Origin of the sequence: Rhodococcus antarcticus (genome assembly GCF_026153295.1) — a bacterium.
GTDB classification, from domain to species: domain Bacteria; phylum Actinomycetota; class Actinomycetes; order Mycobacteriales; family Mycobacteriaceae; genus Rhodococcus_D; species Rhodococcus_D antarcticus.
Genome location: NZ_CP110617.1, coordinates 1 through 21343, shown reverse-complemented (window position 1 = coordinate 21343; position 21343 = coordinate 1). Strand labels below are relative to the sequence as shown.

General features: G+C 67.9%; 20 protein-coding genes. 13 read left to right on the top strand and 7 right to left on the bottom strand.

Features of this window, described 5'->3' with window-relative positions; genetic code table 11:
* Positions 1-238 precede the first annotated feature (238 nt).
* From RHODO2019_RS18600 to RHODO2019_RS18585, 4 genes are all read left to right on the top strand, one after another.
* The gene (locus RHODO2019_RS18600; RefSeq protein ID WP_265385107.1) at positions 239-1078 is read left to right on the top strand and encodes an esterase/lipase family protein; all 840 of its coding nucleotides are present in this window, start codon (positions 239-241) and stop codon (positions 1076-1078) included.
* A gap of 257 nt (positions 1079-1335) precedes the next feature.
* Positions 1336-2529: an HNH endonuclease gene (locus tag RHODO2019_RS18595; protein WP_265385106.1), complete on the top strand. Its 1194-nt coding sequence runs from the start codon at positions 1336-1338 to the stop codon at positions 2527-2529.
* A gap of 350 nt (positions 2530-2879) precedes the next feature.
* A complete protein-coding gene (locus RHODO2019_RS18590; protein ID WP_265385105.1) occupies positions 2880-3203 on the top strand; it encodes a hypothetical protein in 324 nt (107 codons plus the stop codon).
* A gap of 74 nt (positions 3204-3277) precedes the next feature.
* Complete coding sequence (locus RHODO2019_RS18585) at positions 3278-4024, top strand: hypothetical protein (protein ID WP_265385104.1); 747 nt, start codon at positions 3278-3280, stop codon at positions 4022-4024.
* Between the two features lie 138 nt (positions 4025-4162).
* On the opposite strand, the gene RHODO2019_RS18580 is transcribed toward RHODO2019_RS18585, so the two are convergent.
* Positions 4163-4636 (bottom strand): very short patch repair endonuclease, encoded by a 474-nt coding sequence (locus RHODO2019_RS18580; RefSeq protein ID WP_265385103.1) that lies wholly within the window; start codon positions 4634-4636, stop codon positions 4163-4165.
* Positions 4637-4782: 146 nt separating this feature from the next.
* Between RHODO2019_RS18580 and RHODO2019_RS18575 the strand changes: the two genes are divergently transcribed.
* Both RHODO2019_RS18575 and RHODO2019_RS18570 read left to right on the top strand, forming a co-directional pair.
* The gene (locus RHODO2019_RS18575) at positions 4783-5910 is read left to right on the top strand and encodes a DNA cytosine methyltransferase (RefSeq protein ID WP_265385102.1); all 1128 of its coding nucleotides are present in this window, start codon (positions 4783-4785) and stop codon (positions 5908-5910) included.
* Positions 5911-5912: 2 nt separating this feature from the next.
* Positions 5913-6791 (top strand): NgoMIV family type II restriction endonuclease, encoded by an 879-nt coding sequence (locus RHODO2019_RS18570; RefSeq protein WP_265385101.1) that lies wholly within the window; start codon positions 5913-5915, stop codon positions 6789-6791.
* Positions 6792-7000: 209 nt separating this feature from the next.
* On the opposite strand, the gene RHODO2019_RS18565 is transcribed toward RHODO2019_RS18570, so the two are convergent.
* Positions 7001-8374 carry a hypothetical protein gene (locus RHODO2019_RS18565; protein WP_265385100.1) on the bottom strand — a complete coding sequence of 458 codons (1374 nt, stop codon included), beginning with the start codon at positions 8372-8374 and terminating at the stop codon, positions 7001-7003.
* 116 nt (positions 8375-8490) lie between these two features.
* Between RHODO2019_RS18565 and RHODO2019_RS18560 the strand changes: the two genes are divergently transcribed.
* The 3 genes from RHODO2019_RS18560 to RHODO2019_RS18550 all read left to right on the top strand — a co-directional run bounded on the left by RHODO2019_RS18560 (position 8491) and on the right by RHODO2019_RS18550 (position 9521).
* On the top strand, positions 8491-8739 hold the full coding sequence (locus tag RHODO2019_RS18560) for a hypothetical protein (RefSeq protein WP_265385099.1): 249 nt from the start codon (positions 8491-8493) through the stop codon (positions 8737-8739).
* 6 nt (positions 8740-8745) lie between these two features.
* Positions 8746-9015 carry a hypothetical protein gene (locus tag RHODO2019_RS18555; protein WP_265385098.1) on the top strand — a complete coding sequence of 90 codons (270 nt, stop codon included), beginning with the start codon at positions 8746-8748 and terminating at the stop codon, positions 9013-9015.
* 176 nt (positions 9016-9191) lie between these two features.
* Positions 9192-9521: a eukaryotic translation initiation factor eIF-2-beta/eIF-5 family protein gene (locus RHODO2019_RS18550; RefSeq protein WP_265385097.1), complete on the top strand. Its 330-nt coding sequence runs from the start codon at positions 9192-9194 to the stop codon at positions 9519-9521.
* Between the two features lie 52 nt (positions 9522-9573).
* On the opposite strand, the gene RHODO2019_RS18545 is transcribed toward RHODO2019_RS18550, so the two are convergent.
* The 3 genes from RHODO2019_RS18545 to RHODO2019_RS18535 all read right to left on the bottom strand — a co-directional run bounded on the left by RHODO2019_RS18545 (position 9574) and on the right by RHODO2019_RS18535 (position 14153).
* Entirely contained in the window at positions 9574-9714 is a 141-nt protein-coding gene (locus RHODO2019_RS18545) for a hypothetical protein (protein ID WP_265385096.1), read from the bottom strand.
* Between the two features lie 771 nt (positions 9715-10485).
* Entirely contained in the window at positions 10486-12855 is a 2370-nt protein-coding gene (locus tag RHODO2019_RS18540) for a hypothetical protein (RefSeq protein ID WP_265385095.1), read from the bottom strand.
* A 125-nt stretch (positions 12856-12980) separates the two neighbouring features.
* Positions 12981-14153 (bottom strand): DNA sulfur modification protein DndB, encoded by a 1173-nt coding sequence (locus RHODO2019_RS18535; RefSeq protein WP_265385094.1) that lies wholly within the window; start codon positions 14151-14153, stop codon positions 12981-12983.
* Positions 14154-14354: 201 nt separating this feature from the next.
* Between RHODO2019_RS18535 and RHODO2019_RS18530 the strand changes: the two genes are divergently transcribed.
* Together RHODO2019_RS18530 and RHODO2019_RS18525 are read left to right on the top strand one after the other, a co-directional pair.
* Positions 14355-15026 (top strand): hypothetical protein, encoded by a 672-nt coding sequence (locus tag RHODO2019_RS18530; protein ID WP_265385093.1) that lies wholly within the window; start codon positions 14355-14357, stop codon positions 15024-15026.
* Between the two features lie 244 nt (positions 15027-15270).
* Entirely contained in the window at positions 15271-15513 is a 243-nt protein-coding gene (locus RHODO2019_RS18525; RefSeq protein WP_265385092.1) for a DUF2188 domain-containing protein, read from the top strand.
* 574 nt (positions 15514-16087) lie between these two features.
* On the opposite strand, the gene RHODO2019_RS18520 is transcribed toward RHODO2019_RS18525, so the two are convergent.
* On the bottom strand, positions 16088-17338 hold the full coding sequence (locus RHODO2019_RS18520; protein ID WP_265385091.1) for an IS30 family transposase: 1251 nt from the start codon (positions 17336-17338) through the stop codon (positions 16088-16090).
* 707 nt (positions 17339-18045) lie between these two features.
* Here RHODO2019_RS18520 and RHODO2019_RS18515 point away from each other — a divergent pair.
* Positions 18046-18444 carry an RNA polymerase sigma factor gene (locus tag RHODO2019_RS18515; RefSeq protein WP_265385090.1) on the top strand — a complete coding sequence of 133 codons (399 nt, stop codon included), beginning with the start codon at positions 18046-18048 and terminating at the stop codon, positions 18442-18444.
* Between the two features lie 531 nt (positions 18445-18975).
* Positions 18976-19434 (top strand): hypothetical protein, encoded by a 459-nt coding sequence (locus RHODO2019_RS18510; RefSeq protein ID WP_265385089.1) that lies wholly within the window; start codon positions 18976-18978, stop codon positions 19432-19434.
* 214 nt (positions 19435-19648) lie between these two features.
* On the opposite strand, the gene RHODO2019_RS18505 is transcribed toward RHODO2019_RS18510, so the two are convergent.
* Positions 19649-21271, bottom strand: a complete 1623-nt coding sequence (locus tag RHODO2019_RS18505; protein WP_265385088.1) for a restriction system modified-DNA reader domain-containing protein — start codon at positions 21269-21271, stop codon at positions 19649-19651.
* Between the last annotated feature and the right edge of the window lie 72 nt (positions 21272-21343).

Sequence of the window (21343 nt, the reverse complement as noted above, 5' to 3'; positions counted from 1 at the left end):
AGACGGTGTGTCCGTTGGCCCGTGCTCACTCCCGGATGGTCGTGGTGGGGCGAGGTCCTGACAGGTCCCGCTGTTCAGTCGGCACAGAGCCAGCATCAGCCGAACCGAGAAAGTCTGGGTTCCTGCAGCGGCGCCTTCCGTCACCTGGTCGGGGGGCGTGTCGTTGACCACAGAGAACCTCGGCGAGCCCGCCCAGCGAACCCACTCTCGGCGGGCCCCACCCTGACGGAGGAGCTCCATGTCGATCATCAGTCGCCTCACGGCGGTCTCGGCGGCCACCCTGGTGTCCCTGGCCCTGGCGGTGGCGGCCGGATCCCCGGCCAGCGCGGTCGGAATCTCTCCGCCCGGGGCCAACGACTTCGCGTGTCGGCCCAGTGCGGCGCACCCCTACCCGGTGGTGCTCGTCCCCGGCACGTTCGAGTTGATGGCGAAGAACTGGGCCACACTCTCACCAGACCTGAAAAGCCAGGGGTACTGCGTGTACTCCCTGGACTACGGGGTGAGCAACGGGGTACCCGCGTCGGGCCCCATCACCGCCTCCGCGGCAGAGCTGCGGACGTTCGTGGACCGGGTGCTCACCGCATCCAGGGCCAAGCAGGTCGACATCGTCGGCCACAGCCAGGGCGGGATGATGCCCCGCTACTACATGGGGTTCCTCGGCGGAGCCCGCCAGGTCCACCAGCTCATCGGCATCGCACCCTCCAACCACGGCACCACCGCCGCCCCGACACCACCGGCCGGGTCCACGCTGGTCCCGAACCCCTGCGCGGCGTGCGACGACCAAGCAGCAGGATCACCGTTTCTGACCAAGCTCAACTCCATCGGCGACATCGTTGCGGGCCCCAGCTACACCGTCATCTCCACGGTCAACGACGAAGTCGTGCGGCCCTACACCAGCCAGGCCCTGGCCGGGCCGGCCAAGCGGGTTACCAACATCGTCATCCAGAACCTGTGCCCCCTCGACCCGATCGAGCACGACCAAACCCCCAACGACCCCGTGGTGCACCAGCTCGTCAGCAACGCCCTCGCGCAGGTCAAGGGACCGGGCGACCCCAACTTCCGCCCGACCTGCGTGTAGTCGCCTCCCGCGAAGCCCCTCATCGACATCCACCAACGGATCGCTCCTTATTGGGGCGCGCGTTACGCGGACCGTCCTCGCCCCCAGACACGGGCACCGAAGGAGCGGGGTGCCCCGCCAGCGATGGCAGACACGGTGCAAAACCCTTCGTTTAAGGCACGTCGACGGTTATGAAACATGAGAAGTGGTTAGGTGGCCAAGGCGGGCCTGCCGCGCGCTTACTGGCCCCCCCGGCAGTCGTTTAGGAAGATGAGTTGATGACGCCGCGGGAGCTTGCGCTGGAGCTGGGAGTGACCCAGCTCGTGCTGCGGAATTGGCTTCGGCGGACCTGGCCGCCGCCGGTTCCCTACACCCGGTGGGTTCTCACGCCGGAGCAGGTGGCGGTCGTGAGGGCCGAGTTCCCCAGCAGGAAAGGCGTGTCCGCGCCGGCGCGGGATCACGCTGCTGACGTGTCGTCCGCGACCACCTCTGCTCGTCCGCAGCCTTCTGCGTGGAGTTGCTTCTCGCGTGTGGATGAGTTGGACCCGGCCGTTCGGTACCGCGACGTGCTCGGCGTGAAGTACAGCTACGACGCGACGGTGCCCAACCACAAGGCGGTGTCGGTCGGGGATCTCGTCGTCATCCGTGACGAGGTCAGCATTTACGGCCACGCCTTCGTTGATGAGGTCGTGACCGAGCTGGGCAGCAAGACGATGACGTTGTGCCCGCAGTGCAAACGGTCGGGCCCGGACCGGCGGACCACGATGTCCCCGACGTACCGCTGCCCGGACTGCGGCAGCCAGTTCGACGACCCCGAGTACGTCGAGCGCGAGCTCGCGGTGTTCGAGGCGATCTACGCCCCGACCTGGACCGAGCTGCCGACGCCGCTGCCGCGGCGCCTGCTCGAGGGGGTCTTTACCGGGGGTGACCGTCAGAACGCGGTGCGGCGCCTGGACTGGTCGGCCGCTGTCGCACTGCTCAGCGATCACACGTCGGTGGACGGGCTGGCCGATCTTCGGTCGGACGGCGACGAGGGGAGTGGACGGATCGCCGTGGCACCCGACGGGGGGCTCGTGCCGTCGGTGGGTGTGCGCCGGGTCGGTCAGCAGAGCTTCAAGGCCGCGTTGCTCGAGCGGTTCGGTGCCTGCTGCGCGGTCACCGGTCCGCAGCCGGTGACCGTGCTCGACGCAGCCCACCTGTATCGGTTCGCCGACACCCCGGTGCACCACCTCGACGGGGGACTCCTGCTCCGGGCCGACATCCACCGGCTCTTCGATGCCTTCCTGCTGACGATCGACACAACCACCTGGACGGTGCACCTCGCCCCGGAGCTGCACGGCTACGCCGAGCTCATGGCGGAGGTCCACGGGAAACCGCTGAGGATCGAGGAGGCCACGCGGCCACGCGGCGAGCTCCTCGAAGATCACCGCGACGAGGCCGAACGGCGAGCGGAGACCGCCTCAGACCATTGAGGAAGTTGCCGGGCCTCCGAGACCCGAGACGGCACCTCGAGCGGCAGGCAGCTGACGTGCGATCGGAGCCGGGCTGCGCCCGGCGCTGTGCCGCGTCCCTGCGGGCCGCGGTCGTTGGGCCCCTTCCCGCTGGGGCTCTCAGTGTGGCCCGCGCTCACCACTGCGTACCCCCGGCCCGCTCCGCTCTACCGGGGGCTTCGCTCGCCTGCGGCGGGTACTGCGTGGCTCGACGCGGGCCGTCCTTCGGCCTACCCCAGCGGGGGCGGGGGCCGGTTGGCCCCGGCAGAGCCCAGTACCCGGGTGGGACCGTCAGTGCCGGAACGTGGGCGCTCCAGTGTAGGGAGAACAGCATGCGAGACATCCAGGCCGCGATGGACATCGGCACCGAGCGCTACCGGGACGTCATCGACGCCCTCAACGCCGCGGGCCTGCCCACGATCTTCACCCAGACCGGGGGCATGTGCGCCGCCCTCGAGGTCGTGTTGGAGACCGGGCGCTACCTGCTCATCACCGACGCCGGGGACTCCTTGTCCTGGAGCCGGGAGGAGCAGAACGGGTGGGGGTGGGGCTGTACCGCCCCGGCAGCGAGGGCGACGACGGGCCCGAGCGGTTCGCCGAGGACGAGGACTCCACCAGCACGGAGACCTTGCTGCGCTTGGTGCGGGAGGTGCTGAGTCCGGCCGGTCGGCCCGGCAGCCAGGTGTACTGATCACGGACGTTGGGCGGCGTGGCCCGTACCGTCGGCCGAGTGACGAAACGGCCACCGACCGAGGACGAACTGCGCGCGGCGGTCCGGAAGCAGATGCGGTTCCTGGTTTCGTCCGGCAACCTCGTAGCGCAGGGCGACTACGACGAGGCGGTCCGCTTAGCGGTGTCCCTGCGGGTTCTGCTTCACGACACCCGGAGCTCGCGCTCGGTGCTCGGCCAACTTGGCTGGAAGCACAAGCTGCAGTACGTGAACAGCCTGCGACCGCTGGAGATCGCGCCGGGGATCATCGTGTCACTCGGCACCGACACGGGCGAGACGGTGGGCGAGGCGTTCGGCCTCGTCGTTTTACGCGCGGTGCAGGACGGCGGACTGAGGTACGTCGCCCCGCTGGGCGAGGAAGCTCCGGCCCCGATGAGCGGACAAGCGATCCCACCGACTCTGCCGTTCGCAAACTGGTGGAGCGGCAAGGCGCTCTACTCGGTAGGGCAGGCGACGTTCTCGCGCTGGGACCTAATCGACCAGATGGCGCACAAGGACGGCGGTGCGCACCTCGACCTAGAGGAGATGACACCAGAGTTTCGGGAGTACAAGCTGCGCGGCGCGGGCGTTGTAACCATCCCGATGTCGCCGGACCAGACAGAGCTGCCTCAGCAGGTCGACCCGACACTCTGGGAGCAGCGGACCTACCCGGGCGATGCGGCCAGCCCGACGGTGCTCCAGATCGCGTGGGAACTTCTGGAGACGCTCGCTCGAGCCGAGCTCCCGGAGGGACCAGCGCCCGCTTAGGTGTACCTCCTATCTGCACGGGACGCGGAGTCGGTCATGCCCAGGTGGGTGAACACCCGCTGCTTCATGACCTCGCCGCGGCGCTGGCGCGTCATGGCCTCGACGACCGTGACTAGGGCGGCCCGGCCGGCGCGGCGGTTAGTGACCGGTGGTGCGGGCTGCGTAGGCCCGGGCGACGCGGTCGGCGGCCTCGGCGGGGGGTTCGTGTTCCCACACCCGAACCACCGCCCACCCTGCCTCGGCCAGCCGAGTATCGGTGTCGCGGTCCCGGCGCACGTTGGCTTCGAGCTTGTCCCGCCACCACGGTCCGTTGGCCTTCGGGCTGGTGCCGTGGACGGGGCAGGAGTGCCAGAAGCAGCCGTCGACAAACACCGCCAGCTGCACCCGGGTGAACACCACGTCGGCCCGGCGGCGGACCCCCGGCAGGGGGGCGGTGTCGACCCGGTACCGCAGCCCCCGGGCGTGGAGCAGCCGCCGCAGCGCGAGCTCGGGGGCGGTGTCCCGCCGCCGCTGGGCGCGGAACCGTGCCCGAGCCGCCACCGAGGAGGGGACTGGCCGGTAGCCGGCTGACGGCCCGGGGGCGGTGTCGTCGGCATCCGGGTGTGTGGTCATAACGCACCCAGAATCGCCGGTGCCGCCCTGGTGGGCACCTCGGGGTCGCACGGGTCATGGGTGCGACCCTGTGGTGCCCGGTCGCCGGTGCCGCGCGGCTAGAGTCACACCACTGTCATTCGGTGGTGTAGGTGCTGGGAGCGCGGATGAAGATCATCGACCTGTTCGCTGGGTGCGGGGGCATGACCGCCGGGTTCGTCGACGCCGGCTACGAGCCGGTGCTGTCGGTGGAGTGGGACCAGCAGGCTGCCGCCACCTACGCCGCGAACTACGGGGCCGACCACACCTTCGCCGGGGACATCACCGCCCTGGACAACGCCGACATCCCCACCGCCGACCTCGTCATCGGCGGGCCCCCGTGCCAGGGGTTCTCCAACCTCGGTAGCCGCGACGTCAACGACCCCCGCAACAAGCTGTGGCAGCAGTACCTGCGGGTGGTGACCCACGCGAAGCCCAAGGTCTTCGTCATCGAGAACGTCGACCGGTTCCTCTCCAGCACCGAGTTCGCCGCTCTGCAGGGCAGCGTCGCCGACGGCGACCTCAAGGGCTACTCCCTGAACTACGGGGTGCTGAACGCCGCTGACTTCGGGGTCTCCCAGCGCCGCAACCGCACCATCGTCATCGGCTCCCGCATCGGGGCCATCCCGTTGCCCACCCCCACCCACGCCCGCGGCGGCGCCGGCGGCCTGCTCCCGTGGAACACCGTCCGCGACGCCCTCGCCGGGATCCCCATGGCCACCCGCGACACCGCCCTCCCGGCCCGCACGTGGGCCTTCGACGGTACGAACATGCCCGGACCGTTCACCGGTGAGGACCTGCACCTCGGGCGTACCCCCACCCCGAAGTCGCTGCTGCGCTACGACTGCATCCCCCCCGGCGGTGGCCGTTTCGACCTGCCGGACGAACTGCTGCCCGACTGCTGGCGTAACAAGCCCACCGGCACCACCGACGTCATGGGCCGGATGCGTTGGGACCAGCCCTCCCTGACCATCCGCACCGAGTTCTTCAAGCCCGAGAAGGGCCAGTACCTCCACCCCCAGTGGGACGAGCACGACCCCACCGCCCGCACCAATCGGCCCATCACCCACCTCGAGGCCGCCCGCATCCAGGGCTTCGGTGACGACTTCCGGTGGTGCGGCACCAAGATCGGTATCGCCAAGCAGATCGGCAACGCCGTCCCCGTCGGCCTCGCCCGGGCCATCGCCGACCACCTCAAGCCCTACGTCGCCGCCGCGACGGAGCGGCACCTCGTCGCGGTCCCGGACGTCGCCTGAACATGACCGACCAGCCAGCGGTGGAGGCGTTCCTCGCCGAGCAGCGTTCGGTGTTCCACGCCTCCCTGCTGGCCGATGGCATCCTGTCGGTCACCCAGGGTGTGGCGAGTAACGCCGACAGCAGCAGCAAGCTCAGCAAGGCCCTCGCCGGTCACGTCGCCACCGCCCTCAAGGTCGAGACCGAGGGCGAGCGCCTGGCCGGGCAGACCGCCGGGGGTGGGTTCGAGCAGGCCTGCACCAACTTCCTGCAGGCCACCTTCCCCCGCCTGGGTCACCTGCGTCCCGGGGCCTGGTCGGTGGCGAAGCTGACCACCCGGGGTAAGACCTCCGGGGTCGCGCAGTTCGAGCAGTACGCCCACCTCGTCGAGCTCGACGCCGCCGTCACCGCCAACCCGTCCTTGCAGGCCGTCCTCGGCAACGCCTACGCCATCGCCCCCGACGTCGTCGTCTCCCGCGCCCCCGTCAGCGACGCCGAGATCAACACCCACGAGGTGTTCGTCGACGACTCCGTCGCCACCCACGCCACGCTGCGCGCGGCGGTGCAGCCGCACCCGATCCTGCACGCCGTCATCTCCTGCAAGTGGACCCTGCGCAGCGACCGCGCCCAGAACGCCCGCAGCGAAGCCCTCAACCTCATCCGCAACCGCAAGGGACGCCTACCCCACGTCGTCGTCGTCACCGGCGAACCCACCCCCGTGCGCATCAGCTCGCTCGCCCTGGGCACCGGCGACCTCGACTGCGTCTACCACTTCGCCCTCCCCGAGCTCCTCGACGCCGCCCACCAGGTCGGCACCGAAGAGACCACCGACCTGCTCCAGATGATGATCGACGGACGACGCCTCAAGGACATCGCCGACCTGCCCCTCGATCTTGCTGTGTGAGCCGGACCTGTCGGCACAGGGGTTCCAGGTGAGGGCACGCACCACCAGAACCGGCCGACCGCGGGACAGCGAGCAGGGTTTTGACGACAAGCGGACGTGAGACGACGTTGTCGGCGGGGACAGGCACGGAGAAGGCCCCGACCTCTGGAGGTCGGGGCCTTCCCAGTCATCACCCAACTACGTGCCGCACGGAGTGAAGCGTGGCTGGGCTACATGCTCACGGGGTTGGAGCTGATGCCGTTGATCACCACCCGCGTCACGTAGGGGGCGTAGTTGCGGCAGAAGTTGCCGTTCCACGTGCTCTGGTTCGGGCTGGTCACCGTCACCGTGTTCGTGTAGAACGCGCCCGTGCTGTCGATGCACTGGTAGCGGTAGGTCCCCGTCGGGAAGTTGTTCACGCGGACGTTGATCCAGTAGGAGCCGCTGCCGTAGTAGGCGCCCTTCGACGCGGAGATCGACGCACCCGCCGGGGCGGGGCTGGGGGCGGGGGCCGGGTTGCTCACCGGGGCCGGGGCCGGGGCCGGGGCGGGGGCCGGGGCCGGGGCGGGGGCCGGGGCCGGGGCGGGGGCCGGGGCCGGGGCGGGCGCCGGGTTGCTCACCGGGGCCGGGGCCGCGTTGGGGGGGTAGGCGGCCCAGTAGACGGTGCCGAAGGCCAGGCACATGACGGCCGCGGACGGGAGTCGGTAGGTCGGCGTGGGCGGCACGGCGTTCCACACCGCCGTGATCCCCTTCTGGCAGCCCTGGACGAACGGGTGGTTGCTCCACCAGTTCGCGGCGGCCTTCACGACCTGCCACTGCCAGGGCTTGTACCAGGGGTCGGCCACGACGGGCCACGACGTCGCGGCCAGCGTGTCGATGACCTGGGTGACGGTGTTTCCGTTGACGTCGTAGAAGGTCGTCAGCTTGTTGCCTCCCCCGTCCACGGCCCACGGAGGGGCGAGACCGGCGGTGGAGGAGCCGTCCGCGGCCTTCACCGCGACGGAGCCGTCCTCCTGCAGGACCAGCGACGACCCCGTCGGGACGTCGATGCGGACGTCCACCGTGTTCGGCACGCTGGGGTCGGTGAGGGTGATCATGGTCCGCGCCCCGCCTCCGGAGGCCTGGGCCACGGGCTGGACCGCCGTGGTCTTGGCGCCCGAGGGGAAGTAGCTCGTGCCCTTCATGACGATCGAGGGGACGGACGCGGTCGGCAGCGTGAGCGAGGCGGTGCCACCGTCCGGGGTCGTGATCTGCACCGGCTTGGAGCTGTTGTCGGGGACGACGGTGGTGGTGCCGGCCTCGGAGGTGGTGGTGGAGCCCCCGCTGCTCACGGAGGTCATCGACGAGGACGTGCCGCCGACGGCGGGGATCTTCGCGATCGCGTTGGCCGCGTTGGCCGCGGCCTGCGCGGGGGTGGGGGTGAGGGCGGAGCAGCCGATGGCGGCGACGTCGGGGTAGGTGGAGATGACCGACCAGTCCAGCGTCTTGAGGGGCACGCCGGCGGCGACGAGGGAGGTGCGGCAGGCGGCGTCGATCCAGACCTTGCTGCCGGAGCCCAGCTGCGCCCAGCCGTCGCTGCCGGCGGGCTTGTCGGGCGGCGCCACGATGGCGACCGCCGTCGTGGACGTGGACGTCGTGGGCGTGGGCTGCGCGGGCGCCTGCGCGGGGGTGGGGGGTGAGGGCGGAGCAGCCGATGGCGGCGACGTCGGGGTAGGTGGAGATGACCGACCAGTCCAGCGTCTTGAGGGGCACGCCGGCGGCGACGAGGGAGGTGCGGCAGGCGGCGTCGATCCAGACCTTGCTGCCGGAGCCCAGCTGCGCCCAGCCGTCGCTGCCGGCGGGCTTGTCGGGCGGCGCCACGATGGCGACCGCCGTCGTGGACGTGGACGTCGTGGGCGTGGGCTGCGCGGGCGCCTGCGCGGGGGTGGGGGTGAGGGCGGAGCAGCCGATGGCGGCGACGTCGGGGTAGGTGGAGATGACCGACCAGTCCAGCGTCTTGAGGGGCACGCCGGCGGCGACGAGGGAGGTGCGGCAGGCGGCGTCGATCCAGACCTTGCTGCCGGAGCCCAGCTGCGCCCAGCCGTCGCTGCCGGCGGGCTTGTCGGGCGGCGCCACGATGGCGACCGCCGTCGTGGACGTGGACGTCGTGGTCGCGGCCTGCGCCGGCACCTGGACGACCATCGAGAACATCGCGGTGACCGCGAGGGAGGCTCTGATCTGGGCGGAGCCTCGCCGGACGAAGTGAGCGGACATGCCATCTCCTGACTGCGCCGTGGATGCCGAGCAGCATCACACTCGATGTATACACAAAATGTGCTGCTTGCACCATCGCTCCTAGCAGCACGACGCACATCATCAGAAGGTTTGCTTCGCGCATCGTTCGGCGTACCGTCTTTGGGATCAGTGTCCAGAGGTTTGGAGATGGTCGTGGCCTACAAGGCACCAGCACCCGTTACGGCGCGGCTCGCCAGTGAAGCTGACCGTGTACTCCTCGAAGCTGTAGCCGAGCACCAGGGGCTGACGGTCTCGAAGCTTGTCGCCAGGGCGATCCAGGACTACATCCGCGAGTACGTACGCGAAGTGGGTCCAGACACGATCGTCCGCGACAACCGCGCCACCGCCGAAGCGCGGGAGCAGTCGATCAGCCGGCAGATGAACTCGCTCATGTCCGACGTGCCTCTTGCTCCGCCCGGGGCGAACGGGCACGATCAAGACCCCTCGGTGTCTGCACAGGCACGCACCGGGCTCTGAAGGGCGTGAGATGAGCATCAAGCAGCAGCGGACCAACCATGTGGTTGCGGTCCTAGCCTCGGTTCTCCTTGGCGTGCGTGGCGCTGCCGCTGCCCGAACCTTCGAGAAGCTTGCCGATCGAGTTGAGTTCGGTGAGCCCGAAGATGCCGACTTTGCTCGCCTTACGATGATTTGGCAGGAACAGGCGCTTCACGACGACCTGTTTGTTGGCACGACGACTTCATTGCCTGGTCACGACGGTAACCACGTTTGGTATATGACAGGTCGCGAGTTGCGTCCTCCGCTGCGAACGTTGGATTCGGTCGAGAATGGCGCACGCCCTGTGAGGGATTGGCTATGTCCCGCATAGAGGTCATGCGTTAGAGATTTTGTTTCGGACTGGTGGTATCTCTTTTTACGCCGCGTAGCGCGTATGGTAAAGCGCTACCTTTGGTAGGTGTGCTGCTGTCTACTCCAGTTCGCCAATTTCTCCTGGCGGTAGCATTCGCGCTACTCCCAAGCCGCAGTCCCTGATCTCTGTTCTGCAGATCCTGATCAGGTCGACATGGTCTCCTTCCAGCGAGTGCTGTAACTGCCCCAGGGCGCGGTATAGCTCTGTACACAGAGACACCACGATGTCGTTGGTCGTGGTAACGCCTGGTCCGCAGACGGCTGCGAGAAGTTGAAGCTTGCGCATGGCGATAGCTGCTACGTCGTGCGGATTAGACAGATTCTTCTCCGAAAGACTGTCGATCGAAGTCAGATCAAGCGTGTATTCGCTACCGATTGCCAGACCTTCTTTCAGAGCATCAAACGCGCTCCGCAACGCTGGTGGTAGGTCCGCCATTACGGCTGGCTTTTCGGGCATCTTTGGGTTACCGTTCTCGAGAGTTTAGTAGTTTTGGTTAGAGCTTCTGAATAATGCGAATGTGGAAGATCCTGGCGCTGACTAGGCATCTGGATCTCCGGAGCGCCTGATGTTGATCTACTCGTTGGTGTCGTCCTCGGTGTCGTCGAGGCCTGCGGCCTTGCTGAGGTCGTCGAACGCCGGCATGACGGCGAGGACGCCCTTGGCAATGGCGTTCTGCGCGGCGGCCAACGCTCGGTCGCTGATGGGATCGGTGGCGGCCTGCTGGTCCGCGCTCGTCTTGAGCAGGAGGAGACCAACGCCCACACCGACGGAGTAGCGCTCCCTGGGGTTGGCCAGGGAATCGAGCTGCTTGTTGCGCCCGGCGAGGTACTGCTTGAGCGGAGTGAAGTCGGTGTTCAGCACCACCGTGGGGATGTTCTGGTCGCCCAGCACGGCCAGTTCCGCGTAGTCGGGGTTGGCCTCCGCGAGCACGTGGGCGGGGGTGTCGACGATCTCCCCGACCGTGGTGCGCGACCAGGTGGTCTCGTCATTCATTCCCTTCCACACCAGGGCCACGCTGGTGCCCTGGGAGGGACCTCCGGCCGTGCCGGTTCCGGGGGTGGGCTTTCCGCTGCCGTTGCCCTGTCCGGGGATCTCCTCGACGAGCTCGATCTTGGTCGTGTGCTCGAGGGTGGGCCCGACGCCACCACTGGACTTCATCCAGTCCGCGAGGCTCACCCGGAGCTCGTAGGTGCCGGGCTCGAGGGCGTCGGAGACGGCAACGCTGACCCGGACACGACCCTTGTTGCCCTTGCCCACGGTGATGTCGTGGCCGCCTTTGATGTTCGGGTGGTCGCTGTCGACGGTGAGCTGGCCGCGGCCGTTGAAGAACTCGTCCACGACGTCGACGGTGTAGGTGATCGACCTGGTGCGCCCGATGACGGCCTGGACGGTGCTGGGTCCGGTGATGGTGGTGGGGTCGTTCTTGAGGTCGACCGGCTTGGTGGGCTTGCCGCCGCCGCCGCCGCTACCGGTGCCCCCGGTCTTCGTTCCGCCACCGCCGCTACCACCGTCTCCGGATGAGCCGAAGCCGGGGATGTTCATGGCGCGGCTGATCTTGCGGGCAGCCTCGAGGGTGGGCTCGGAACCCGTGCCGGTGAGGGCCTCGCGGATGGCGGCGTTGTTCTCCTCCTTGAGGGCATCCCAGTCGTTGAGGAACGCACGCAGGTCCTCCTCGAGGCGCAGAGCGGCGTCGCCGCGGACCAGTTCGCTGCGGTCGGCGGTGAACAGCCCGGTGCGGACGCGGATGGGGAGCTGATCGGTGTCGACCACCACGAGGATCCGGTCGTGGAGCTTGTTGAGCTTGGTCTTGAGCTTGAACTGCTGGGGCGTCCAGTGGTGGTGCGTCTGGCCGTTGGAGAGGAACAGGACGGCGTGGTTGTGGGCGACGTAGCTGCGGCGGCCACCGGGATCGCCGGGCTTCTTGGCGAAGAGCACGTAGCGGACGGGCAGGGTGTAGGTGGTGCCCTCGAAGGAGAACGGGAGGGCGTCCTCGCCCTCGTCGAAGGTCTGCTTGGCGTTGTCCAGCCGATACTCGAGCCCGACGAGGTTGGTGGAGCGCGTCTCGCCGCGCGCGATCATGTTGGTGAAGCGGACGGGCAGCACCGGCCGGAACAGGCGGGTGTTGGTGACGGTGTCGAAGGTGCGCTCATCGCCCTCCCGGACCCGGTGGAATCCGTCGACGCGGTAGGACACCAGGGCGAGGTGGGTGCCCGGCTCGAAGTCGGGGACTTCGGTAGCCGGGCAGGACCACGGCTTGCCCGGGTCCCCTGCGGTGTTCCACTTCTGGTCGACGAGGTAGTAGGCGGTGCGCCCCTTGACGTTGTCCTGCCACTGGACGACGGCCACGGTGATGAGGTCCTGCTCGCCGGCCGTCAGCAGCTGCGGGTCGCGACGGGAGACCAGGACGACGGCCCTGGCGTTGCGGAAGGTCATCGCCCCACCGAGCCCGAAGGCGCCCTGCTGGTACAGGGCCCCGTCCTTCTGGGACCCACCGAGGCCGAAGATGGTGGTGGGCACGGACTCGGGGCGCAGCCCGCAGCCCTGGTCCCGGAAGACGGGCGTCAGCCGCTTGGTCGTGCCGGTGGGCTTGTCGGACTCCTCGAAGGTGACGGTCACCATGCGGGCGCGCTCCGCCGCCGTCTGGAACGGGAACAGGTCGGCGGCGGCGGCCTGCGGGGAGGGGTAGGGGACGGCGGCGACGGTGCCGTGCTTGAGGAGCGCGTGGCGCTCGATGACGGCGTCCTGCATGTTCGTGACGTTCTCGATCAGCTTGAGATCGAAGCTGCCCGAGGTGCTCATCAGCCCGTGGTTGTTCCACTTGTCCCCGAGGGGGCGCTTGTGGGTGGCGCCGAAGGACTCGGCGAGCATCTTCTGAACGTTGGTGGCATCGGTCGCGGTCTTCGCAGCGAGCGCTGCCTGAACGATGCCGGCGGGGTGGGTCATGGAGTACTCCTGACGGGGGAGAGGCGCGGGTCGGGTCGGGCGGTTGGGTAGTAGTCGAGCAGCGGGGTGCAGCGTTCTGGTGGTGTTCCCGGAAGTTGCCTGCCGAACGGGGGTGTAGCGGCCGACTACGTCGTCGTGGCCGACTGCACGATGACGTTGGTGAACACCTCCGCGGCGCTCTCCCAGGCGTCCCGGCCGGTCCTCGCCTTCGGGTTACCTCCGGCGGTGAGTGGCGGATCGACCAGCGTGCCGTGCAGACCCGTCGCGGTCCGGGTGAAGTCGAAGGAGCCAAGGGCGGCGAACGCTTCGGGGGTCGTGATGGCGGCGTCGCCGGTCGTCACGTTGTGCACGGCGGCGGCGAGGGCGTACATCACGTTCGCCGAGGTCAGCCAGGTGTCCTCACGCAGGATGGCCACTCCGCGGTCGACGGAGAGCGCCTGGGCCACCGGGGGGAGATCGGAGTAGCCCTGCCAGAAGGCGATGACCTTCTCGGCGGCGGCCTCCTCGTCGCGTGAGACGAGGAGGTCCACGGCCTCCGCCCACGCCTTGGTCGAGCGGTATCCGGTGCCGACGAGCAGGGTGCCCGAGGCGTACCGCAGCGTCTTGTAGCTGGCGATCTTGGCGGAGAGCTTGCCCGGGGAGTCGGTGAGGAACTCGACCCTGTTGCCGTTGTCGAACACCGGCACGTCGCCTGCCTTGATCACGGCCTCGAGCAGCATGCGGTTGACCAGCTCTCGGCGGTCCATCGACTGGGCCACGGACTGGTTGAGCGGCTTCGCGTTGTTCTGGAGGTCGGTGAAGTCCTGGACGCGGCGGGCCTGGTTGTCGTCCAACACCACGATGACCGGCTGCCCGTTCGCTGTCATGCGGGCGAAGACCTCGTCGGCGAGGGGGCGGTGGGCGTCGATGACATCGCCGTAGGCGCTCGAGCGGTGGCCTCCGTCGCCGACGACCATCTTGGCGTCGGCGTCGATGTAGAGGGTTCCCAGAGAGACAGGTGCGCCAGGTTCGTCGGCGACGAACTCGGCCTCGTCCGGCGAGAGGTACACCAGGATGCTGTTCAGGACGTAGTCGGCGTTCGCGGCCAGGTAGTCCGCGATGCCGCGCCGGTGCTGCTTGTCTTCCCTCCGGTTGGTACCCGTCCCCGAGAGCGGGTCCCACTCCTCCCGCTCACCGATCGCGTTCACGAACTGCACCGGTGACAACACGGTGGTGACCATCTGACGCGATCCCTGGTGGTAACCAATGCCCGGCCGCGCGATCCGCCCGAAGGTGGGGCGCTTGATCTTCTCCGCCATGACCTGACCAATCCCTGCGTAGCGACACCGAGTGTGCCTCCTGTAGACGATGCTACGCACGAATAATCTACGTAGCAACCCCTGCAGACTTGGTTGTCGCATGCAGCCCGCTGTACATCCGTGCGTAGGAGGCGTCCGGGGGCGCGCAGTGGCCACCGTCCCGTCCGGAGAGGGCAACGATCGGCTGTTCTAGCGTTGGGCATGAGCAGCGACGCCCTGGACGGGTTTGAGCGATGGGTAGCCGCCACCCGGGAGCTCATCAGCGAACCGATGAAGGTCCGCGCGCTGCAAGACCGCAGGCTGATGTTCGCTGCGGCCCTCGGACACGCTCTGACGGCACCGCACGGTGGCGACGGTGCTGCCGTGGAAGGACCGGCGCTGTACGGCGTGGTGTGCCAGGGGCCCGGTCTGATCTATGTGGGTCAGACGCAGACAGCCCAGCGTCGCCTCCGCGATCTACCGATCGGCGAGAGTCATCACCTGGCCAACACCGTGCCACCCGAGGTGTGGGACCGGATCATTGTCGTGCAGTGGCCCTCACTCTGCGACGTGTTGCCGGCGGCTGATCGACGTCACTTGCGCGAGCTGGGGGACCAGGTGGTGGGCGAAGCGCTGGAACATTTGGTCCAGGTGTCGCGGGCCCCGCTGCTGAACCAGCGGCGACGAGGACGGAGTGGAATCTGGACGGACAGGGACATGACTGGCTCCCGAGGGCGAGGTGCCGTCGCCGCGCCCGGAATCACGGGGCTGTTCGACCTGGTCGACGAGTGCTGGCAACGGCTGAATGGCATCGCCGTACCGCAAGGACTACGGGTCGAGCTCGGTGGACGGGTAGTCGTGCCGGCGGCACTACCAGGCCCGGACCGGCGATGAACGTTCGGGCACCGCTCTGACTCTGCCCTAGATCCGGGATGTCGGAGCCGTGGCAGCGAGGCACCGTGGCCGTTCAGAATCACGGTCGGTCTGGCGCAGGTGCCAGCAAGTTGATTTGGAGCGTATGAGTGCCGATGAGGGCTCCAGCGTTCCACCGAGAGCCCAGAAATGTCGGTGGTCCGTGGTATCCCAAGCGCGTCGGCTCGCCTCCGTGTGCGGCCGCGGAGCTCGAGGAGAAGACACCATGACCGAGAAGGCCAACAAGCGGGTCGTGCAGCGGCGGGACGACGGCAGGACCGAGGTGCGGAAGCCGGGGGCTGCGCGGGCGAGCGCGGTCGTCGGCACGCAGGCGGAGGGTGTCGATCGGGCTCGAGAGATATTGGGCAACGACGGTGGGGGCGAGCTCCAGGTTCGAGGGCTTAACGGAACGATCCGGAAGCAGGACACCGTCAAGCCGGGCAACGATCCGAGGTCCACCCGGGGCTGAACCCCTCGAGGCACAGATGATCTCGCCCTGCCCCTGAGACGACACGCCGAACGTGGCCTATTCGTAGCCTAAAGTAGCCTTCATGCATACCGGGCATGAAGGCTACTTGAGGATTTCAGCAATTCGATCGATATTATTTGACTTTAGTCAAGAATGTTAATGAAGATCATTGCTACGTAATACACTGAACGCAAGAGTAGATCCCATGGTTTTCGCTTACTTGGCACCCTTTTTCCTTCCTCTTATTTGATCGCGTCGGACGTTCCGAACGCAGGTTCATCCTACCATTCAGAGGCGTCTAGCGTCAAGCTTGAGCGCCAATTACAAGAATGGTGATTAGTGGGTTGCAAGGTCTTGCGGAGCGGGTGTCAAACCCCCGGGGAAGTTGACTGAACCGCCTCTGAGGGTCACCGTCTGAGAAAACAATAACCGGGGAGTTGAGCCGTGACAGGGAATTCTGGTCGACAGACTAAGGGACTGCCGCCCTTGGCGAGCTACGACCGGATGGTCAAGTCGGCGCTCAACCTGAGTGTGTCAACCCGAAGTGGCCCCAGTGTGGGAAGGTGGATCCCAGTCATCGTCGCACCACGATGGACTTCGAAGCCGAGGGTAGCGCGGCGATGTGGGCGGCGAGCAGAGCGGCGGGGGTGGCCCAGTTCAGGGTCTTGCGGGGTCGGTTGTTGAGCTCGTCGGCCACCGCGCGCAGTCGCTGCGCGGGGTGGACAGCGAGGTCGGTGCCCTTGGGGAAATAGTCGCGGAGCAATCCATTCATGTTCTCATTGCTGCCGCGCTCCCAGGGGCTGTGCGGGTGGCAGAAGAACACCGGCAGCGACAAGATCCGGGTGATCTCGGCGTGGGCGCTGAGCTCGGTGCCCTGGTCCCAGGTCAACGACCGGCGCACCCCGGCCGGCATGGCGGCGAAGACCTCGACGAGGGCGTCGCGGACGGCGACCGCGGTCCGCCCATCGGGCAGGTGCACCAGCACCACCGCCCTGGTGGAGCGCTCGACGAGGGTCCCGATCGCCGACCGGTTGCCCGGTCCCATGATCAAGTCTCCCTCCCAGTTGCCGACCTCGACCCGGTCGTTCACCGAGGCCGGGCGGTCCTCGATCATCACCAGGGGTGTCGCGTGCCGAGCCGGTCGGCGGGCGTCGGGGTGCCGGTGCGGGCGGCGCCGTGACCGCCACCGCCTCGACCGCAACGTCCGCTGCACGAACGGGTTTCGGCTGTACAGGGCCTGGTAGAGGCTCTCGGTGCACAGCTGCCGGGCCGGCTGGTCGGCGAACTCCACACTCAGGGCGTGGCTGACCTGCTCCGGGGACCACCGCACGTCCAGGCACTGCTGCACGAAGACCCGCAACACCACATCCCTCTCCACCCTCCGCGGTCGCGGTCGACCCCGGCGGAGCACCGCCCGGGCCTGGGCCACCCCGGCGCCGTAGCGGCGGCCGGGGTCGGTGTTGCGGGCCAGCTCCCGGCTCACCGTCGACGGGCTGCGCCCGAGCTCGGCGGCAATGACCCGCCCACTGACCCCGCCCCGGTGCAGGTCGGCGATGACCACCCGCTCCTGCTCCGATAGGTAGCGGGAGCTGATGACACCATCACGGGGGCGCAGCACCGGCGCATAGTGCAGCAGCCCACCACCCGCGGCGGGGATGCTGCGCCCGTAACGCCACCGGGTCCCGGTCTTACGGTTCACCCCCACAGTCCGACACGCCTCGCTGTTGCTGACCCCCGCCGCGACCAGGGCGGCGAACCACTCCCGCTGACCTGACAACGGCTCCGGACCTGGACGACCTCGACCCGCCACCACCACACCCCGCATCTCGCTCAGGTGGTGCGACGTTCACTGGGATCCACCGAACCTGACTTGGCCCCACCGAGCTGACAGCGGAGTCGCTGCGGCGACGATGGATGGCCAGCCACCGCTCAGGGAACCTCGTCGAGGCGGCTGAAGGGTGACCGTGGTGTTCGCCAGGTTTGAATGGAGCCAGGCGACCCATGAACGGGGAAATCAGGCCGCGGACGCGGTCGGGGTGTGGCGGGTGGAGTACCGCGAAGGGCATGGCACCGCCGCCGGACCGGCCGAGGGGGCGAGTGCGCTGCGGCCGAGTCGGTGCAGGCCTGTAACGCCCTCGTAGCGCTGTCAGCGCTGTAGGCGGCCTCGTGGCCAACAACTAACTGGCCCTCCCCCGGCCCAACGGGGTGCGGCCGGTTGCCGTGCAGTTACCTGCGATATGTCCTGGTGTTGCTGGCCCAAGAGCGTTGCGCTGGCCGATTTGATGTGCGGGACCGCGGTAAGAATCTGGCGCTGGTGGCCATTACGTAACTGTGAGCCGCGTTGGCTCCAGTGGTGAGGAGGCGGTGGCACACGTGGATCCGGACGAGGCGCGCTTCACTCAGCTGTACAAGACCCACCACGGTCGGGTGCTGGGGTAGGCCATGAGGCGGACCTCGGCTGAGCAGGCACGCGAGGTCACCGACGAGGTCTTCCTCATCGCGTGGCGCCGACGTGCCGAGCTGCCGGGGTCGGTGCTGCCGTGGTTGTTGGTCACCGCCCGTCACCTCCTCGGCGAGCAGTGGCGCCGTGGGCAACGCGATGACGCCCTCGCCACGGAGATCGCGCGGACCGCACGCACCAGCCACGACGTTGGAGCTGATGACCCCGCCCTCGAGCGGCTTGTCTTCCTCACCACTCTGGCCCAGCTCTCCGATAACGACCGTGACGTGCTGATGATGACCGTCTGGGACGGGCTGAGCACCCTCGAGGCTGCTCGGGTAGCGGGATGCAGCCCGGCGACCCTGGCGGTGCGCCTGCACCGCGCCCGCCGACGGCTCACCGAAGCACTGATCCGCGCCGACGAAGCCGGCCCGACCCCTCACTCAGGTGCTGAACCCCGGATCGATCAGACTTCAGGAAGGAACCGGTGATGAACACCGATACCAGGAGCGCGCTGCAACGGATGGCCGCACAGAAGTTCCCCACCGACGACGCCGTCCGGTCCGTGCACCCCCCTGCGTTCAGGCCACCGAACGACATCGATGACCGCATCGTTCGACTACCTGAACTCCGCCCATCGACGTCTCGGCCCCGGGTGCGGATCCTGGTTGCTGCCGCCGTCACCGCCGCGGTCGCGATCGGCGGTGTGACGGCCCTGCACGCAACCGCGCCGGCCACCGTGCAGACCGCGGCCTCGCTGCTCTACACCGCGCTTCCCGCAACCGACACCCCGGCGCAGATCCTCGGCGACCTCGCCACCCGGGCCGCAGCGCAACCACCGCTCCCTGGCACCGGGCCCTACAACTACGTCCACACCCAGGGTTGGTACCTGAACACGGCGCAGAGCACCGACGGCACCGTCCTCAGCTCCAGCATCGACCCTGGAGACAGCCAGCGGTGGCGCAGCGCTGATGGGTCCGGGCGCATTGCCGAGACCGGGTCCGGGCCCGCGGTGGCCGCGAGTGGTGACTACGCACCGGGCAAGCTCAGCACTGGCATCGTCGGGTCGCGGGGGGCAGAGCACGGCCGCCCTCGTCTCCGAGCTCATCGCGAAGAACCCCGACCGCGATGGCTCCGGGTGGCTCAGCCTGACTGCTGAGCTCTGGTCGAGCCAAGCAGTCACCCCGAACCTGCAGAGCGCCCTGCTCACCATCCTCGCCGCCCGCACCGATCTCACCCTGCAGGGCACGGTCTACGACCGACTGGGACGACCCGGCATCGCCGTGGGCGCCGACGACCGCCACAAGGCTCCCGCGTTGCACCACACCGCCATCTTCGACCCCACCACTGGCGCACTCCTCAGCTGGGAGAACGTCGCGCTGGAAGCTGGCGGACTCCCCATCAACGCCCCCGCGACCATCGCCTACACCCTCTGGCTCTCCTCAGGCTTCACCCAGGACACCACCACGACCATTCCGTAGCCGTCCCTACTGAGTTGCAATACCCCGCACACCAACAAATGGCGTGCGGAGTGTTGAGCTGGGCGCCATTAAGCCGATTGGTAACAATCCAATAGCAAGACACCCTGTTACCTACTATGGTTCAGATCAAAGCCGTTATGTTCCGCATGCCAGCGACGGAACTTGCCCTTCCGTCAGCATCGGTGGGCCTGCTCGGTGAAACCTCTGGTCGGTCCTATTTCTGGCGGCGCACGGTTACCGGGAACGTCTGCGTCGACTGTTGGGTGGTTTTCTTTTTCTTCTTCGCTTTGGCTTTAGTGTTCTCGGCTTGTTCCTCGCGGTAGAGGCGGATGGCTGTCGTGAGGTCGTCGATGCGGAGGACGTGGACTGGGATGTTCTGGTCGGTGTACCAGAACGACCAACCGTTTCCGCCAGTCATGGTGATGTGGTTTTTGGCGCCGCTGAACGAGTCGCAGAGGGCGGTGCCATCGACGAGTAGGTTCCCGTCCCGTTGCACCTTGAGGTGGTGCTGACGGTTCCGGTAGGTGGCGTGCAGGCGTTGACCGGCCTTCAGGTGACCCCGATCCATGAGCGCAAGGATCTCGGAGCGTCCCGACCCGAGTTTCGCGGCGGGCCGGTGCTCACCAGGTGCAGCAGTCTTCCCGCGGCTCTTCGCGGTGACGTTCTTGGCGGCCTTCACGGGAGGTGTCACGGGAATAGGTGCCGGGTTACCCAGGCTCTCCGTGGCGACAGGTCGCACGGGAGGTGGACCGAAGTGCGACGCTGCAGCCCACACATCCGACAGCCGCTGGGTGAGCGGTATAACGGTGTCCGGGTGCGTTGCGGTGTCCGCGCTCGGGGGTGTTGTTTCGGGGGTGGGGTTGGGGTCGAATCCGTCGGGAACGTGCCCGGTGCGAAGGAACTGCTCAGCGAGTTTCTGCAGGCGCCGCCGCGGCTTGTCGACGGTGGGGTCAGCCCAGTAGTGCCAGACGTTCTCAAAAATCTGGGCGTGCACGGTCGCGTCCTTCAACGCCCACTGCGCAGGGTTGTCGTCGTGCTCGAACGTGACCTGACCGTCCGGCTGCACTATCAACGACACGACCGTGGTGTGTGGGTCGGGGTTGGTGAACGGTCGGAGCACCGCGCCTGGTTGCACCATCTCGACGCGGAGCAGGTCAGCGAGGGTCACGTCCTGCGGGGTCGGGTTGTGACGCAGCACCACCGGGTCGGCGTCGGGGGCGGTGTGGGGTGTGGGGGTGACGTTTTGTGCGGCGAGGGCAGCGAGGTACACCGCCAACCACCACGTCGACGCCCCCACCGGGCTTGCCTCCTCCCCACCCCCCTCGGTGTCCTCGGTGTCCTCGGCGTCGTCGGCAGTGGTCACCATCGGGGGCTTCAGGATCTTCTTCTTCGCTGGACGGTCCACGTTCACGCCCAGGGCGAGGAGGACCCCCATCACGTTGGTGACGATCGGCCGCATCAACTCCGCGTCAGCGTTGGGGATGCTGTCGTTCGCGGGGATCCGCACGTTCGACAACATCACGTTGGGGGCACCGGACATCCGTGTGTGCAACGCCGCTTCCAACCACTCAGCGTGCGCCGTCGAGAACTGCTCCTGCCCGGTCCGACGGATCAGGACCGCCCGCCGCCACTCTGGCTTCAACGCCGTGTGCTGCGTCAACCGGATCGTCAAATCTCGTGCGTGACCCACATACGTGCCCGTTGACCCGTCGTCCGAGGTGGGGTTCAGCAGGATGTACGCGCCTCCCCGGGACCACACGTCGCCCTTCTCGGGTAGTCCCCGCAGGTGGGTTCGGTTGACGATCGCGATCTCCACACCCAGGAACTCGAACCCCACGATCGTCGGGTCCCCGGCGATCGTGGGCAGCCGCCACACACTGTGGGACCGAGGCCCTGCACCCGCGCTCAT